The 16,634-nt window shown below is 45.3% G+C and carries 13 protein-coding genes and 1 pseudogene; 4 read left to right on the top strand and 10 right to left on the bottom strand.

What is annotated here, in order from left to right; genetic code table 11:
• Positions 1–221 precede the first annotated feature (221 nt).
• The 3 genes from IQP38_RS00250 to argC all read right to left on the bottom strand — a co-directional run bounded on the left by IQP38_RS00250 (position 222) and on the right by argC (position 3,338).
• The gene (locus IQP38_RS00250; protein ID WP_005381332.1) at positions 222–1,436 is read right to left on the bottom strand and encodes an argininosuccinate synthase; all 1,215 of its coding nucleotides are present in this window, start codon (positions 1,434–1,436) and stop codon (positions 222–224) included.
• A gap of 84 nt (positions 1,437–1,520) precedes the next feature.
• The gene (argB, locus tag IQP38_RS00245; protein WP_005381333.1) at positions 1,521–2,312 is read right to left on the bottom strand and encodes an acetylglutamate kinase; all 792 of its coding nucleotides are present in this window, start codon (positions 2,310–2,312) and stop codon (positions 1,521–1,523) included.
• Positions 2,313–2,333: 21 nt separating this feature from the next.
• Complete coding sequence (argC, locus tag IQP38_RS00240) at positions 2,334–3,338, bottom strand: N-acetyl-gamma-glutamyl-phosphate reductase (protein WP_005382790.1); 1,005 nt, start codon at positions 3,336–3,338, stop codon at positions 2,334–2,336.
• Positions 3,339–3,482: 144 nt separating this feature from the next.
• Here argC and argE point away from each other — a divergent pair, with 144 nt between their 5' ends.
• The 3 genes from argE to IQP38_RS00225 all read left to right on the top strand — a co-directional run bounded on the left by argE (position 3,483) and on the right by IQP38_RS00225 (position 8,489).
• Entirely contained in the window at positions 3,483–4,619 is a 1,137-nt protein-coding gene (argE, locus tag IQP38_RS00235) for an acetylornithine deacetylase (protein ID WP_054577261.1), read from the top strand.
• A 271-nt stretch (positions 4,620–4,890) separates the two neighbouring features.
• On the top strand, positions 4,891–7,524 hold the full coding sequence (gene ppc / locus IQP38_RS00230) for a phosphoenolpyruvate carboxylase (protein ID WP_005381336.1): 2,634 nt from the start codon (positions 4,891–4,893) through the stop codon (positions 7,522–7,524).
• 425 nt (positions 7,525–7,949) lie between these two features.
• Positions 7,950–8,489, top strand: coding sequence for a PadR family transcriptional regulator (locus tag IQP38_RS00225; RefSeq protein WP_005382791.1), 540 nt, complete (start codon positions 7,950–7,952; stop codon positions 8,487–8,489).
• A gap of 70 nt (positions 8,490–8,559) precedes the next feature.
• Here the strand turns inward: IQP38_RS00225 and metF are convergent, their stop codons facing one another.
• The 3 genes from metF to IQP38_RS00210 form a co-directional block, all read right to left on the bottom strand.
• Positions 8,560–9,462 (bottom strand): methylenetetrahydrofolate reductase, encoded by a 903-nt coding sequence (gene metF / locus IQP38_RS00220; protein ID WP_005381345.1) that lies wholly within the window; start codon positions 9,460–9,462, stop codon positions 8,560–8,562.
• 262 nt (positions 9,463–9,724) lie between these two features.
• Positions 9,725–12,133: a bifunctional aspartate kinase/homoserine dehydrogenase II gene (locus IQP38_RS00215; RefSeq protein ID WP_017633523.1), complete on the bottom strand. Its 2,409-nt coding sequence runs from the start codon at positions 12,131–12,133 to the stop codon at positions 9,725–9,727.
• Positions 12,134–12,148: 15 nt separating this feature from the next.
• On the bottom strand, positions 12,149–13,309 hold the full coding sequence (locus IQP38_RS00210) for an O-succinylhomoserine (thiol)-lyase (RefSeq protein WP_017821741.1): 1,161 nt from the start codon (positions 13,307–13,309) through the stop codon (positions 12,149–12,151).
• A 225-nt stretch (positions 13,310–13,534) separates the two neighbouring features.
• Between IQP38_RS00210 and metJ the strand changes: the two genes are divergently transcribed.
• A complete protein-coding gene (gene metJ / locus IQP38_RS00205) occupies positions 13,535–13,855 on the top strand; it encodes a met regulon transcriptional regulator MetJ (RefSeq protein ID WP_005381353.1) in 321 nt (106 codons plus the stop codon).
• Positions 13,856–13,968: 113 nt separating this feature from the next.
• Here metJ and IQP38_RS00200 read toward each other — a convergent pair whose 3' ends face one another.
• The 4 genes and pseudogenes from IQP38_RS00200 to IQP38_RS00185 form a co-directional block, all read right to left on the bottom strand.
• Positions 13,969–15,246: a malic enzyme-like NAD(P)-binding protein gene (locus IQP38_RS00200; RefSeq protein WP_005381358.1), complete on the bottom strand. Its 1,278-nt coding sequence runs from the start codon at positions 15,244–15,246 to the stop codon at positions 13,969–13,971.
• Between the two features lie 206 nt (positions 15,247–15,452).
• A complete protein-coding gene (bfr, locus tag IQP38_RS00195) occupies positions 15,453–15,929 on the bottom strand; it encodes a bacterioferritin (RefSeq protein ID WP_193837154.1) in 477 nt (158 codons plus the stop codon).
• Positions 15,930–16,022: 93 nt separating this feature from the next.
• Entirely contained in the window at positions 16,023–16,211 is a 189-nt protein-coding gene (locus IQP38_RS00190; protein WP_005381360.1) for a (2Fe-2S)-binding protein, read from the bottom strand.
• Positions 16,212–16,542: 331 nt separating this feature from the next.
• Positions 16,543–16,634, bottom strand: a pseudogene (locus IQP38_RS00185) (elongation factor Tu); the annotation flags it as partial.

The raw sequence follows: 16,634 nt of genomic DNA, 5'->3' as shown, positions 1-16,634 counted from the left end.
TGCTTACTCTAACGTTCTCGAATGAGTAGTAACCAATTTGATGGTCATTTGCTCACTTTTTCTTATGGGTCAACGTTACGGCAATTTCGATAAAAAATAAAGTATAAATTCAATATTTTTACATATATATTCAAGACAAATTTAGGTACCCGCTTTTAGAAACCAAAAGACCCGCCTATAAATGGCGGGTCTTTATTCAATCCAAGATGGATGTTAAGGGATTATTTCTTCTGGCTGTTCAATGCACGAATACGGCTTGATAGCGAGTAAAGACGGATGAACCCACCTGCATGGCTTTGGTCGTAAACTTCATCTTCACCAAAAGTCGCGAACTCTTCTGAATACAAGCTGTTGTCAGAACGTTTTTGCGTCACTGTCGCTTGACCTTTGTAGAGCTTAACAACCACTTCACCGTTAACGTCTTGCGCTAGCTCTTCTGAAGCGGCAAGGATCGATTTACATAGTGGCGTAAACCAACGGCCATCGTATACAAGGTGAGACGCTTTTAGACCTAGCTCCTCACGGAATTCGAATGATGATTTGTCTAGCACAAGCTGCTCTACAGCACGCAGCGCTTCCATCATGATGGTGCCTCCCGGTGTTTCATAACAACCACGAGACTTCATCCCAACAAGACGGTTTTCCACGATATCGATACGGCCAACACCGTGCTTAGCGCCCTTCTCGTTTAGGTAAACCAGTGCGTTATATGGTGTCATCACTTCACCATCAACTTCGACCACTTCACCTTTTTCTACTTTCAGCGTGACGTATTCCGCTTCATTTGGCGCTTGCTCTGGGTCGACAGTCCACACCCAGCAGTCTTCGTTTGGTGCGTTCCACGTATCTTCTAAAACGCCGCCTTCCGTCGAAATGTGCCATGCGTTTGCATCACGTGAATAGATCTTAGTAAGAGACGCAGAGCAAGGAATATTACGCTCAGCTAGGTAATCCAAACACTCTTCACGGCTCACTAGGTCCCACTCACGCCAAGGTGCAATCACTTGTAAGTCCGGTGCTAGTGCTGCGAATGCGCCTTCAAAACGTACTTGGTCGTTACCTTTACCTGTACAGCCATGACACAGAGCGTCCGCGCCCACTTTACGTGCCACTTCAACCTGCGCTTTGGCAATGATTGGACGCGCCATTGATGTACCTAGCAGGTACTTACCTTCGTAGTACGCGCCGGTTTTTAGCGTTGGGTAAATGTAGTCTGCGACCATTTCTTCTTTCAAGTCCGCGATGTAACACTCAGAAGCACCAGAGGCTTTTGCTTTCGCTTCAATGCCTTCTAGCTCTTCGGCACCTTGACCAACATCGGCAACGAAAGCCACTACTTCACAGTCGTAGTTCTCTTTTAGCCACGGGATAATTACTGAAGTATCTAGACCGCCTGAGTATGCGACTACCACTTTATTTACGTTCACTTTGCTCATGTTTTTTCTCCAAACTTAACTGGCGCTGCGCTCGGCGGTCAGTGCCAACTACGACTTCCTAATATTGAATTCTTTTGCTGATGCTTATTGAGGCAAGAATTGAGTACCAATACTTTCACCAGCGAATAACTGTGCTAATTTTTCTGGGTAACGCCAGGTCGCGACTTCAATTGGACGGCCAAGATCATTGGCGGCCTCCAAAGCAGCTTTAACTTTGACGATCATGCCATCGGTGATCACATGTCCATCGATCAACGAGTTAGCTTGCTGCTCTGACAGGGTTTTGATCAAATGGCCTTTTCCATCTAATACACCACTCACGTCTGATAACAGGACTAACTCCGCATCTAATGCGCCCGCAACCGCGACTGCTGCTTGATCAGCATTCACATTCATCATCTGGCCATCTTTGGTTAAACCAATTGAACTGATGATCGGCAGTGCACCTGTGTTTAGCACCGCTTGTAATAGTGCTGAGTCACCCGGTGATGCTTTGCCTACCGCGCCGAGTTCTGGGTCAAGTTCTTCAACAAGACACAAACCACCATCCGCAAGGCTAAGGCCCACAGCGTTAAGACCGTCCGCAATCGCTTGACCTTGAAGTAACTTATTCGCAGTGCCTGCAAGCGCGCCTGCAATCACAGGAATTTGATCGTAAGGCGTTACGCGTAAACCGTTTTTCTTAACGGTTTCAAGCTGAAGCTTTGCCATCAACTCATCAACTAGGTAGCCACCGCCATGAACGATGGCGATTTGTCGCTGTGCCGATTTTTGGTAAGCCGCAATGGCGCCAAAAAGTTGGCTTAAGGTTTGAGTGCATGATAGAGCTGCACCACCTAGCTTAATGACTAAAGGAGCTTGATTGGTTTGCGTCATCGCATTTCCCTCTTTCAACGACTACAGCAACGCTGTCAGTTCTGGGTAACCGTAATGAATATTGAGACATTGCATCGCTTGACTCGATGCACCTTTAAGTAGGTTGTCGATAGCTGAAATCACAATGATGTGTTCGCCTTGTACCTTCCAGCCGATATCACAGAAAGGGGTATTTTCGACATCCTGAATACGTGGAATACCGTCGCCTTTAAGACGCACCGCAGGCTTGCCTTGATAAGCTTGTTCAAACGCCTGTGCCACTTGTGCTTCTGTCACACCTTGCGCAAGCTTCATGGTGATAGTGGCAAGAATGCCGCGTTTAAAGTTGCCGAGGTGCGGAGTAAAAATCACATCGCAACCCAAGTGCTGAGCAATCTCTGGCTGGTGACGATGGTTAAATACACCATAAGGTTGCAAGCTCACTTCACAGAAGCTGTTAACCATGGAGGCTTTACGCCCTGCACCTGATACACCACTGGTTGCGTTGATCACTGGCCATTGGTTGGTATCGAGCAACGCATGTTCTAATAAAGGTTTGATTGCAAGCTGTGAAGCGGTTGGGTAGCAACCTGCTACTGCAATCAAAGGAGTGGTTTTTATTGATTCTTGGTTCCACTCTGCTAAGCCGTATGCTGCTTTATCTAGCCAGTTGTTATGTTGATGTTCGAAGCCATAAAAAGTGTCGTAAAAGCCTTCACTTTTCACACGGAATGCACCCGATAAATCGAATACCTGACAGCCTGCCTCCAAGAAAGTTGGGGCTAAATCATGGCTGACTTCGTGAGCCGTTGCCAAAAACACCACGTCCGATTCTTGAGCGATTTGCAGTGGATCCGTTAGTGGTAAAACTGGCATATCAATGATGCCCGCTAGCTTACCGTGCAGCTGCGCGATGCTCTTTCCCGCATCAACACTGTTGGCGGAAACGTATAAACCTGATAGCGTGAGTTGTGGGTGTTTATTAACCATTAACGCTAACTCTGCGCCGGTGTAACCGCTGGCTCCAATAATCGTGGTTTTTAGCATTGTGTAACATCCATATACTTAAAGGCTCAAATGACTATTCATATTTAATTTTTGCTTTATTTTGATTTTTTATTCATTAAATATGATTTAATATGTGTTTTACATTTTTGTGGTCTGTCTGTCAACAGGAGATTTGAAGAATCCATGCAATTACCAACTTTTCTAGAGGTCTATGAAGGACTCATCAGCACCTCTTCTATCAGCTCCACGGATCCGAGCTGGGATCAGGGCAATGCAAAAGTCATCGAAAAACTCGCATCTTGGTTTAAAGATCTGGGTTTTAGCGTTGAAGTGATCGAAGTCGAGCCAGGCAAGCACAATATGATCGCACGTATGGGTGAGGGTGAAGGTGGCCTTTTACTTGCTGGCCATAGCGATACCGTGCCATTCGATCAAGGGCGATGGAATTTTGATCCGCATAAACTGACGGAAAAAGACAACCGCTTCTACGGTTTAGGCACAGCAGACATGAAAGGCTTTTTCGCCTTTATTTATGAAGCAGTGAAGAAAGTCGATTGGAGCAAGCAGAGCAAACCACTTTACGTATTAGCCACTTGTGACGAAGAGACCACCATGTTGGGCGCGCGACATTTCACAGCAAACGCCCCATTTAAGCCGGATTACTGCATCATTGGTGAACCCACCAGCCTTGTGCCAATTCGAGGTCATAAAGGGCATGTGGCAAATGCCATTCGCGTAACAGGCAAGTCCGGTCATTCATCGGACCCAGCGCTTGGCGTTAACGCTATTGAGATCATGCATGAAGTCATGTTCGCCATGATGCAACTGCGTGACAAATTGATTAAAGAATATCACCATCCGGGTTTTGCCATTCCAAGCCCTACCCTAAACCTTGGACACATTCACGGTGGTGACAGCGCTAACCGTATTTGTGGTTGCTGTGAGCTGCATTACGACGTGCGTCCTCTTCCTGGCATTAGCCTTGATGGTTTAGAGAACATGTTGCGCGGAGCATTAAAAGAAGTCGAAGCGAAATGGCCAGGGAGACTGGAGATTATTCCATTGCATGAGCCTATTCCGGGTTACGAATGCCAACATGACCACCCATTTATTGGTGGTGTTGAAGAGATTTGCCAAACTAGTTCAGAAACCGTGAACTACTGTACTGAAGCACCATTTCTACAGCAGTTGTGTCCAACCTTGGTGCTCGGCCCTGGGTCAATCGACCAAGCCCATCAACCGGATGAGTTTCTATCCTTCGACTTTATCGCCCCCACAATTGATGTGCTTTCAAAGGCGATGGTCAAGTACTGCTGTTAATACGCGTTTAAGCTCAAAGTCTGTGCAGCTCGATTGAGCTGCATCTTTTTATCTTCACAATTTAGCGCTAGTCTTAACACTTATTTAACTTGTTATTTTGTAATTAATTTTCACTTTTTACTCTATGGCTGCCGTAAATTTGCTCTAAATCAGGAGACAGCGGAATAATTGCAAACTTAGTCTGCTTTATTTGACTATAACTGGTGCTTTTCGCTAGATTGGAGTCTTAACAAGGACAATGGATGTAGTTTTTTTACGAGGCAGGACGACAATGAACGAGAAATACGCCGCACTCAAAAGTAATGTGCGCATGTTAGGCCACTTATTGGGTAACACCATTCGCGATGCCCATGGCGAAGAAATCTTCGAGAAAGTGGAAACCATTCGTAAATTATCCAAATCAGCTCAAGCAGGGAATCAAGCAGACAGGGACAGCTTGATCGAAGAAATCAAACATCTACCTGATGAGCAGCTAACGCCCGTTACTCGCGCGTTTAACCAATTTCTAAACCTCACCAATATCGCTGAGCAATACCACACGATTTCACGCCATTGTGAAGAGCACATTTGCGAACCAGACGCGATTAACTCGCTGTTTTCTAAACTGGTACAAAACGATGTGAGCAAACTGGACACTGCCCAAGCGGTTCGTGATCTGAATATTGAATTGGTATTGACGGCTCACCCAACAGAAATTACGCGCCGCACGATGATCAACAAACTGGTCAAGATAAACGAGTGCTTATCAAAGTTGGAGCTAAGCGATCTTTCTTCTAAAGAGCGCAGAAAAACCGAACGCCGCCTAGAGCAACTGATTGCCCAAGGCTGGCATTCAGACGTGATTCGACAACAACGCCCTACTCCGTTGGATGAAGCAAAGTGGGGCTTTGCGGTCGTTGAAAACTCTCTATGGGAAGCAGTACCGGACTTCCTACGTGAGATGAATGACCGTCTAAAATCTTACCTTGGAGAAGGTTTACCCATTGATGCTCGCCCAGTGCACTTCTCCTCTTGGATGGGCGGTGACCGTGACGGTAACCCGTTTGTTACTCACAACGTTACGCGTGAAGTCTTACTATTGTCTCGTTGGAAAGCCGCCGATCTTTATCTCAATGACATCAACGAGTTGATCAGCGAGCTGTCTATGACAGTTTCAAACGATCAAGTCCGTGAACTTGCTGGCGAAGATCAGCACGAACCATACCGTGCGATCCTGAAGCAATTACGCACTCTGCTCAATGAAACCAAAGATATTCTCGATGCTAAGATCCACGGTCAAAAGCTGGCTGTTAAAGCACCACTGCAAAAAGTCGAGCAACTTTGGGAACCGCTGTATGCCTGCTACCAGTCACTAAACGAATGTGGCATGGGTGTAATAGCCAACGGCTCACTACTGGATACACTACGCCGCGTAAAAGCATTTGGTATCCATCTTGTACGTCTTGATATCCGCCAAGAGAGCACGCGTCACTCAGACGTCTTGTCTGAACTAACTCGCTACTTAGGTATTGGTGATTACGAACAATGGAGTGAGCAAGATAAGATTGCTTTTCTAACTAACGAGCTTGCATCTAAACGTCCGCTTCTCCCTCGTGATTGGGAACCGTCTGAACCCGTCAAAGAGGTTTTGGATACCTGCAAGATTGTTGCAGCACAACCGCGTGAAGCGTTTGGCGCTTACGTTATTTCAATGGCACGTACCGCCTCTGACGTACTAGCCGTTCATCTACTGCTACAAGAAGCGGGTTGCCCTTACCGCATGGATGTGTGTCCTCTGTTCGAAACGCTAGACGATTTGAACAACGCAGAATCGGTCATCAAGCAGCTTATGGGGATTGACCTTTACCGTGGTTTTATCCAAAACCACCAGATGGTCATGATTGGTTACTCTGACTCAGCGAAAGATGCAGGTGTTATGTCTGCTGGTTGGGCTCAGTATCATGCGATGGAATCGTTAGTTAAAGTGGCTGAGGAAGAAGGCGTTGAGCTAACTCTATTCCATGGTCGTGGGGGCACAGTCGGTCGCGGTGGTGCACCTGCGCATGCTGCGCTTTTGTCGCAACCACCAAAAAGCTTGAAAGGCGGTTTACGTGTAACAGAACAAGGCGAGATGATCCGCTTTAAACTGGGGCTCCCAGATGTCGCAGTAAACAGCTTTAACCTATACGCAAGTGCGATTCTGGAGGCCAACTTGTTACCGCCACCAGAGCCAAAACAAGAATGGCGCGACTTGATGGAAGTGCTATCAGAAGTAAGCTGTGAGTCTTACCGAAATGTGGTTCGTGGCGAGCCAGATTTCGTGCCTTACTTCCGCCAAGCAACACCAGAACTCGAACTCGGCAAGTTGCCACTTGGTTCTCGTCCTGCAAAACGCAACCCTAAGGGCGGAGTAGAAAGCTTACGTGCAATCCCGTGGATCTTCTCATGGAGTCAAAACCGTTTGGTACTTCCTGCATGGCTAGGCGCAGGTGAAGCGATTCAATACTCGATCGATAAAGGCCACCAAGCATTGCTCGAAGAGATGTGCCGCGAATGGCCATTTTTCTCAACTCGTCTCGGCATGCTGGAAATGGTGTACTCGAAGTGTAATATTGATATCTCTCGCTACTACGATGAGCGATTGGTGGATGAGTCGCTCCGTCCACTCGGTGAAAAGCTTCGTGCTCAGCTTCAAGAAGACATCAAAGCGGTACTGAATGTAGAGAACAATGAAAACTTGATGCAGCATGACCCTTGGGGACTCGAGTCGATTCGCTTACGCAATATCTACGTTGAGCCATTGAATATGCTACAAGCAGAGCTACTATACCGCACGCGTCAAACCGAAGAAGCTTCTGCAAACTTGGAAGAAGCGTTGATGGTGACGATTGCTGGTATTGCTGCTGGTATGCGCAACACAGGCTAATCGTTTCATTTTTAATAAAAAGCTGGGCAAATGCTCAGCTTTTTTTTATCACAGGATAATCGCAACAAAACAAAAGCAGTTAAATACACCACTAGAGACCCAAAAAATACCAAAATAAAAGAATAAAAAACCACAAGTTAACACTATTGATTATTATGTTAGTTTTTTAGGGTAATTTTGTCCTACTATTCCACTTCATGCTTATTATTTATATACTACTTGCCTGCTGAGAGCTCATAAATCCAATCATACCTGCTCCAGCCTTGATGGGACTCCCCATCTCTCTAGGTGATAAACGGCTTTAAGGTGACAGGACCAACATTGTTGGTGCTACTTATACATTAAAAAACTCAAGTGCCAGTAAGAGCGCAGCTGAAAGTATAAGTAGCTTGTTTACAAGTTTATTGACCATTTGGATTGAAGACATGTCATTACCACACGTAATCTTAACTGTTCTTAGCACTCGCGACGCAACCGGTTACGATATCACTAAAGAATTCTCTGCTAGCATCGGTTACTTCTGGAAAGCAAGCCACCAACAGGTGTACCGTGAACTCAACAAAATGGCTGAGAAAGAACTGGTTACTTGCGTATTAGAACCCCAAGAAGGCAAACCAGACCGCAAGGTTTACTCCATTACAGACGCTGGTCGCAGCGCTTTAGGAGAGTGGTTTGATCAACCAACTGCACACCCAACAGTTCGTGATGAGTTTTCAGCGAAATTGATGGCATGTGCCGTTCAACCTGCAGCTCCATTCCGTGACCAACTCGCCGAGCTAGTTGAAGAGTCTCGCAAACTGGTTTCTCACTACAAAGAAATTGAAGCGGCTTACTACGCAACGCCGTCAACTTTAGATAAACAAGCTCGCCTAGAACGTCTAACGCTTCGCCGTAACCTTCTGTTACGTGAAACTTGGATCACTTGGGCAGAAGAAGTTCTAACTGAACTTGAAGTGATTGGTTAAACTCCTTTTGCTTTGATAAAACGAAAAAGGCTTGCCACTTGGCAAGCCTTTTATCTTTTTGAAACCAGATTTACGCACCGACTACTGCGCGAGGACGAACACCCAACGTATGGCATAACGCGTAAGTCATCTCTGCACGGTTTAGTGTGTAGAAGTGAAAGTCCTTAACCCCTTCACGACTCAGTACACGCACCATATCAATAGCTTGGCTAGCTCCTACAAGCTGGCGAGTCACCGGATCATCATCCAAACCATCGAATTGTTTGCTCATCCATCCTGGTACTTTCACGTTGTTCTGTGCCGCAAAGCGAGAAGCTTGCTTAAAGTTCGATACAGGCAAAATTCCTGGCACAATTTCTACGTCAATTCCTGCTGCGACACAACGGTCACGGAATCGCAGGTAAGACTCAACGTCAAAAAAGAACTGAGTAATAGCACGGTTTGCACCTGCATCTACCTTACGTTTTAGGTTCAATAAGTCAGACTGAGCGCTTTTAGCTTCAGGGTGAACCTCAGGGAATGCAGCAACGGAGATATCGAAATCGTGGCGTGATTTCAGCAGCTCAACCAAATCCGAGGCATACATATCAGGCGCACCGCCACCTGGAGGAATATCACCACGCAGAGCGACGATATTTTCAATACCATTGTTCCAATAATCATCGGCAATATTAATCAACTCTTCACGAGTCGCATCAATACAAGTGAGATGGGGAGCGGCAACCAATCCGGTTGTTGCTTTAATTTCTTTAATGATGGAGTGTGTTCTGTCACGCTCGCCGGAGTTCGCACCGTAAGTCACAGAAACAAATTTAGGTTGAAGCGTTTTAAGACGGTGCACTGAATTCCAAAGTGTTTCTTCCATCTTAGCGCTGCTTGGCGGAAAAAACTCAAACGATACATTGATGTTATCTGATAACTCAGCAATATTCTGGTTCAAGGCGTCGATATGGCCTGCGTGCGTATATCCCATCTTACTCTCCCTGCGGCACTCCGCCACGAAAACAAATCCTTAAAATCGACGTTTAGACGTCTATATGTCTACAGAATGTATTGAATACGATTTAATGTCAACCTTGTAATTATGAATTTTTCTCAAGTTAATAATGAAGATAGTTCAAGTTTCTACTTGAGCATCATCTCGCCATTTTGCACGGGTTATGACTTCAGTATGGCACTGATAGGGGAATAAAAAACCCTGGATTAATTCCAGGGTTTTTAGGTCAATCGCAACTTTAAAATAAACCAGCCAATCGGTTGAGGTCGGATTGAATAGCGCCGGCTGTCACTTCTCTGCCTGCGCCTGGTCCTCGAATGACCAGAGGGTTATCTTTGTACCACTTGCTCTCTATGGCAAAAATGTTATCGCATGGCAATAAGTTGGCGAGCGCGTGCTCACGAGATAACGCTTCGACTCCCACCGTTGCTTTACCATTTTTTTCTAAACGCGCCACATAGCGAAGCACTTGATCGTTTCTCTGTGCTTTTGTCAGACGCTCTTGAAGTATTTCACTCAACAATGCTCCATTATCGAAGAAATCATCTAAGCTCAGTTCTCTTAATTCTTCTGGCACCAAAGACTCAACTTTAACGCTGTCTGGTTCTATATCTAGGCCCGATTCTCGAGCCAAGATGACTAACTTACGCATTACATCGGAGCCATCTAAATCAGAACGAGGGTCAGGTTCGGTTAACCCTTGCTGCCAAGCAAGATCGACTAAATCATTAAATGGCACAGAACCATCAAACTGTTGGAACAGCCATGATAACGTCCCCGAGAAAATCCCCGATAGAGCGACGATTTCATCCCCACTTTCACGAAGATCTCGCACGGTATGGTTTATCGGTAACCCAGCACCAACCGTTGCGTTGTATAGCCAATGACGACCAATTTTAGCGAATGCATCTTGAACCTGATGGTAGTACTGACTATCTGCGGAACCGGCCACTTTGTTAGCGGAAATCAAATGAATGCCTTGCTGTGCGATTTCTACGTAGCGCTGAGCTAACTCTTTACTCGCGGTAACATCAAGCACGACGGCTTCATCATAGCTTTTAAGTGCTCCCAAACGTGCCAGCCAATCCCCATTGTTTGCTATGCTTTCATCATCAAATCGTTCAGCAACACTCGCCGCCTCAATACCTTGCTCATCGAACCAATAGGTTTGGCTATCCACAACCGCGACAAGATCAAAGCTCATACCATGACGTTTTTCGAGCTCACTTTTTTGCGTCGCAAATAAATTTAACCAACTAGAACCAATATTACCCTTGCCACATAAAGCCACTGCCACGCGTTTTTGCGCTTGGAACAACTGGCTATGAATCGTTTGAACCAACGCCTCGGTATCAGTACGGCGCAAAACAGCGACTAGGCTCAGTCCTGAGTCTGTTTCAGAGATAAATTCTACCGGAGAGTGCTTTAGCTTCTGATAAAAGCCAAAGCAATGATTGGCGTTTTTCGTAACGCCTGCACCTACCGCAGCTAAGAGCGAGTAACCTTCTTTTAGCTTAATTTCTGCCTCTACCGCAAGCTCTTGCAAGTGTTTCAATGCACCACCGGCGATTTCTGCGGTGTAAGCCAAGCGTAGCGTGTGCTGATCGGATTGAGCTTCAAATGCCAGTGGCTCTAATTGCGCGCGCTGCAACGCTTGTAATACATCACTCTGTGTTTTTTCGAAGTCGTGCCCATGCATGAAAGACAACTGCACCAATAAAACATCATCCAGTGAAGTAATAATTTTAGCGCCACGACCAGATGCCAATACACGCTCAATACGAGTAGAACCCGACTCTGGCAGATAGCTACACTTGAGATTAAGGTCCATGGTACTTTGCGCCACAGGCTGAAGCGTACGACTGTGTAGCACTGGGGCAGCTAAGCGAGCAAGTTCACTGGCTTCATCCAATCGAAGTAACGGTAATAAACAAGCGTCAGACACCAAACGTGGATCAGCACTATAGACACCAGCAACATCACTCCAAATCGTGACAGTACTGACTTCAGCAAGCGCGCCTATGACCGTTGCAGAATAGTCAGAGCCGTTACGACCAAGTAGGATGGTTTCTCCTGCCTCGTTCTGAGCCATAAAGCCAGTAATTACCACACGTTTATGGTTATGCTGCGCGAGGATCTCTTTAATTAAAGGGTATGAACGAGCGCGATCAACCTCTGGTTGAGTTCCCGCTTCTGCACGTAAAAACGCTCGTGCATCTTGTGCAACCGCAGGGATAGAACGTTGAGATAATAACGCGGCCAATAGGCGAGCAGACCATACTTCTCCGTGCCCCAGTACCGCGGCTTTTTGCGCATTAGTGAGTGGTGCAGTCAGCTCCGAGAGAGTACTGAACTCATCATGTAATAAAGCTAACAGCTCTTCTTTTGCTTCACTCTCCAACAAGCTTTCTATTAGCTCAGTTTGAAACTGTCTTAAGCTTTGAAGCGCTTCATGCGCAATTCGGCCATCTTTATTTAACCCTTCCAAAAACTCAATCAAGCGGTTAGTGGTTTTTCCTGCGGCTGAGACGACCACAAGATCATTTTCTGTCGAATACTCCTTGAGAATACCCACAACGCGTAAGTAGCATTCTGGGTTTGCTAAGCTACTGCCACCAAACTTATGCAGCTGACGTTGTACAGTCATTGTTATCGTCTCCTATTACTGGGTAGCTTTAGCGAACGCTTGTTCTAAATCTGTGATGAGGTCTTGTGCATCTTCCAAACCGACAGACAAACGCAATAGTTGATGAGAGACCCCAGCCTCCGCCAGCGCCTCCTCACCCATTGCACGGTGCGTCATGGATGCCGGGTGGCAAATCAAACTTTCTACACCACCTAATGATTCAGCTAATGAAAACAGTTGGAGCTCTTTCACAAACACCTTTAACTGCTCAAACGAACCAGCAAACTCAAAACTCAACATAGAGCCAAAGCCCGTTTGCTGCTTTTTAGCGATGTCATGACCTGGATGTTCCGGCAGGCTTGGATGATAGATAGTTTTAACTAACGCTTGTTTCTGTAGGTAAGCCAGTACCTGCTGTGAGCTCTCTTCATGTACTTTCATACGAGCACCAAGCGTACGAATACCTCGCAGTGTCATGTAACTATCGAAAGGTGTGCCCGTTGCACCAATACAATTGCCCCACCATGCAAGCTCTTCTGCATGCGCTTCTGTGTTGGTGATGATTACCCCACCAATTACGTCCGAATGACCGTTGATGTACTTTGTTGTGGAGTGGATAACAAAATCCGCACCTAGCTCTAAAGGTTTTTGGTACACGGGTGTCAAAAAGGTATTGTCCACCGCAACTAACGCGCCGACTTGTTTCGCTTTTTCACAGGTAGCTGCAATATCCACTACGCGAACCAGAGGGTTTGACGGAGTTTCTAGCAAAATGAGTTTTGGTTTTTGTGCCAATGCAGCATCTAAAGCCTGTTCGTCTGATTGATCGACAAACTGAACCTTAAAATCGCCTTTGCTAGCTCGAGTATTAAAAAGACGATAGGTGCCGCCATAACAATCGTGAGGAGCAATAATGAGATCATCTGGGCCGAGAAAAGCGGAAACCCATAAATTTAATGCCGACGTACCGCAGTTAGTAACAACCGCTCCTTTTCCAGACTCAAGTTCAGATAGCGCACTTTCCAACAGTCCGCGGTTTGGATTACCAGATCGTGTGTAATCATACTTGGGCACTTCACCAAAAGCAGGAAAACCATAGTTAGTGGAAAGATAAATAGGTGGAACGACAGCATGATATTGGCTGTCTGATTCAATACCAGTGCGTACTGCAATGGTCGCAGGTTTGCGAGTGCTCATGGGTGTATCCTTTCACGGGTAATGACTTCTAAATAGGAATGCGCTATATCTAATGAGTAACATAAAGTGATCAACACGCTTCCTTTGCTGTTATGTTCACTTTACTCGTCAAAAAATGAGACGTCAACACTTCTAGACGTCTATATGTCTTTGCTTATGGCGGTAAATGCAGCTAAAATCAGCACCTAAATTATTTTTAACCGATTACATAAATGAAGGTGTGCAATGGCTGACTGGAATGGCGAATACATTAGCCCATATGCAGAGCACGGCAAAAAAAGCGAACAAGTAAAAAAAATTACCGTCTCTATCCCGCTAAAAGTTTTAAAGGTGCTAACTGATGAGCGTACTCGCCGTCAGATCAATAACTTACGCCATGCAACCAATAGCGAACTGCTATGCGAGGCATTTTTGCACGCGTACACAGGTCAGCCACTTCCGACAGATGAAGACCTTCGTAAAGACCGTCCTGATGATATTCCAACAGAAGTAAAAGCGCTGATGACGGAAATGGGCATCGAATTTGAGTCATTCGACGAAGAATAAAAAAGCCTGATAAGAGGTTTCAGGTAATAACTCTTGCCTCGAGCCAAATGAATGACATAAAAAATGGGACGCAATAGCGTCCCATTTTTTATGTATCACATCTGAAAGATATATTACTCTGCCATGTAGTTTTCAGGCATCTCGATACGAGCTACACCTGAATTAACCGCCGCCTGAGCAACCGCTTTTGCAACACGTGGTAGCAAGCGTGAATCCATTGGTTTTGGAATAATATAGTCCGCACCAAACTCTAGCTTATCAACACCTGCAGCCTTCAATACGGCTTCAGGTACAGGCTCTTTTGCTAGCTCACGAATCGCCTCAACGGCTGCAAGTTTCATTTCATCATTGATTTCACTTGCACGCACATCAAGAGCACCGCGGAAAATGAATGGGAAACACAATACGTTGTTAACTTGGTTAGGATAATCACTACGGCCAGTACCCATGATCAAGTCATCACGAACTGCGTGAGCAAGTTCCGGCTTGATTTCAGGATCCGGGTTAGAACATGCGAATACGATTGGCTTATCTGCCATCAACTTCAACGCTTCCGCTGGCAATAGGTTTGGACCAGATACACCTAGGAACAGATCTGCACCTTCAATCACGTCTTCTAGTGTGCGCTTATCTGTATTGTTCGCAAATAGCTGCTTATATTCATTAAGATCATCACGACGAGTGTGAATCACACCTTTGCGATCTAGCATGTAGATTTTTTCGCGCATTGCGCCGCATTTGATCAGAAGCTCCATACACGCTACAGCGGCAGCGCCAGCGCCAAGACAAACAATTGTTGAATCTTCAAGTTTCTTACCTTGAAGTTCGATTGCATTCAGCATACCCGCTGCCGTTACAATAGCAGTACCATGTTGATCATCGTGGAATACTGGTACATCACAACGTTCAATCAGACGCTTTTCAATCTCAAAACAGTCTGGTGCTTTAATATCTTCAAGGTTGATACCGCCAAAAGTGTCTGCAATGCTCGCAACAGTATCAACAAATTCATCGATCGTGCGGTGCTTAACTTCAATATCAATAGAGTCAAGACCTGCAAAACGCTTAAACAGTAACGCTTTACCTTCCATCACTGGCTTAGATGCAAGTGGACCTAGGTTACCTAGACCTAGAATAGCGGTACCGTTAGAAATAACAGCAACCATGTTCCCTTTTGCAGTGTACTTGTACACGTTATCCGGGTTTTGTGCGATTTCACGCACTGGCTCTGCAACTCCTGGGCTGTATGCAAGGGCAAGATCACCCGCCGTTTCCGCAGGCTTTGTCAGTTCGACAGCAATCTTTCCTGGAGTTGGATAAGCATGGTAATCCAATGCTTTTTGGCGATGTTCTTCTTCTGGAGTGGCTGCTTGGTGGTTGTCTTCAGACATGGACGTTTCTCTTTTTTATTTTTAGGTAAGGGGGCATAAATTCTATCGGATAGAAATCAAACTTCATAGGCAAGATTGCGAGCAATATCCTTAAAAAGCCGATAATAAAAGAGATTAGACCAGGTAACGGGGTTAAGCACCCGATTTTCGAGTCAGGTGCTCTTTCTTCTTACGATTATTGGAGTATGCAAACTTAGATAGTATCGTTACTCTTCGTCCACGTATTGCGCTTGGAGATAATTCTCAATACCAGACATTTCAATCAAGCCAAGTTGCGTCTCTAGCCAATCAACATGTTCTTCTTCATCTTCAAGAATGTCTTGGAATAAATCTCGAGACACATAATCTCGAATGTCTTCAGCGTAAGCAATCGCATCTTTTAAATCTGGAATAGCCGCCATTTCAAGCTTTAAGTCACACTCGAGCATTTCCTTGGTACCTTCACCAATCATCAACTTACCTAAATCTTGTAGGTTCGGTAAGCCTTCAAGGAACAAAATACGCTCAATTAGATGATCGGCATGCTTCATCTCATCGATAGATTCGTGATATTCCTTGTCTGCTAGGTGCTTTAAGCCCCAGTCTTTATACATTCGGGCGTGAAGAAAATACTGATTAATAGCGACGAGCTCGTTACCGAGCACTTTATTGAGATGTTGAATGATGATTGGATCGCCTTTCATGACAAAACCCTCCTCTTTGGCTTCATTTAAATGTAGAAGCAAATGAGAAGGTGTCAAAATGTAAGGCAAATAATTACTGCATACTTACAGCAATTAGCTGGCTTGTTTAAATTCCGTGTAACTAGTTTCCGCTAAAATTTCCTTGGCCTGTCTGATGCACTTACCACATTGGCTGCCCAATGCCGTGCACTTTTTGATTCCTTTAATATCTGTTACGCCTTCATCTATCGCCAACTTCCTGATTTTTTTGTCGGAGACACCATGGCAAAGACAAACGTACATACTCAAAAAACCTATAAAACTAATCTGTGACAAACAATATAAACAAGAATAGTTCTTGTTACCAGTCGCATTATGGTGTCCGCTCAGAATATTTGGTTATAACGATTTTACCGCTGCAGGAAAAGATCAAAGGGTTAAGAGGGGTGAGTAAAAGCGTTAAGAAACAAAGCCGGTAAAACTCTGTTTTTAAATCGAAAAAGTGACGTCTTTTATTTCAACACTTATAACTAAATGTAATCTAGAAATGAAAAAGGGAAGCCTAAGCTTCCCTTTTCGATGCGCTTTCTTCAAAAAGAAGAACAGTGCAAGATTTCGTTTAATTCGTTATGAATTAGTCGAAGATCTTAGCAACAACACCAGCACCTACTGTACGGCCACCTTCACGGATCGCGAAACGTAGACCTTCGTCCATTGCGATTGGTG

The organism is Vibrio sp. OPT41 (assembly GCF_015163595.1).
GTDB classification, from domain to species: domain Bacteria; phylum Pseudomonadota; class Gammaproteobacteria; order Enterobacterales; family Vibrionaceae; genus Vibrio; species Vibrio alginolyticus.
This window is presented reverse-complemented; position numbering and strand designations above follow the sequence as displayed.

Coding starts and splice junctions, on each gene's coding strand:
- IQP38_RS00250 (WP_005381332.1), bottom strand. CDS start 1,436: ATGAGCAAAGTGAACGTAAATAAAGTGGTAGTCGCATACTCAGGCGGT.
- argB (WP_005381333.1), bottom strand. CDS start 2,312: ATGACGCAAACCAATCAAGCTCCTTTAGTCATTAAGCTAGGTGGTGCA.
- argC (WP_005382790.1), bottom strand. CDS start 3,338: ATGCTAAAAACCACGATTATTGGAGCCAGCGGTTACACCGGCGCAGAG.
- argE (WP_054577261.1), top strand. CDS start 3,483: ATGCAATTACCAACTTTTCTAGAGGTCTATGAAGGACTCATCAGCACC.
- ppc (WP_005381336.1), top strand. CDS start 4,891: ATGAACGAGAAATACGCCGCACTCAAAAGTAATGTGCGCATGTTAGGC.
- IQP38_RS00225 (WP_005382791.1), top strand. CDS start 7,950: ATGTCATTACCACACGTAATCTTAACTGTTCTTAGCACTCGCGACGCA.
- metF (WP_005381345.1), bottom strand. CDS start 9,462: ATGGGATATACGCACGCAGGCCATATCGACGCCTTGAACCAGAATATT.
- IQP38_RS00215 (WP_017633523.1), bottom strand. CDS start 12,133: ATGACTGTACAACGTCAGCTGCATAAGTTTGGTGGCAGTAGCTTAGCA.
- IQP38_RS00210 (WP_017821741.1), bottom strand. CDS start 13,309: ATGAGCACTCGCAAACCTGCGACCATTGCAGTACGCACTGGTATTGAA.
- metJ (WP_005381353.1), top strand. CDS start 13,535: ATGGCTGACTGGAATGGCGAATACATTAGCCCATATGCAGAGCACGGC.
- IQP38_RS00200 (WP_005381358.1), bottom strand. CDS start 15,246: ATGTCTGAAGACAACCACCAAGCAGCCACTCCAGAAGAAGAACATCGC.
- bfr (WP_193837154.1), bottom strand. CDS start 15,929: ATGAAAGGCGATCCAATCATCATTCAACATCTCAATAAAGTGCTCGGT.
- IQP38_RS00190 (WP_005381360.1), bottom strand. CDS start 16,211: ATGTACGTTTGTCTTTGCCATGGTGTCTCCGACAAAAAAATCAGGAAG.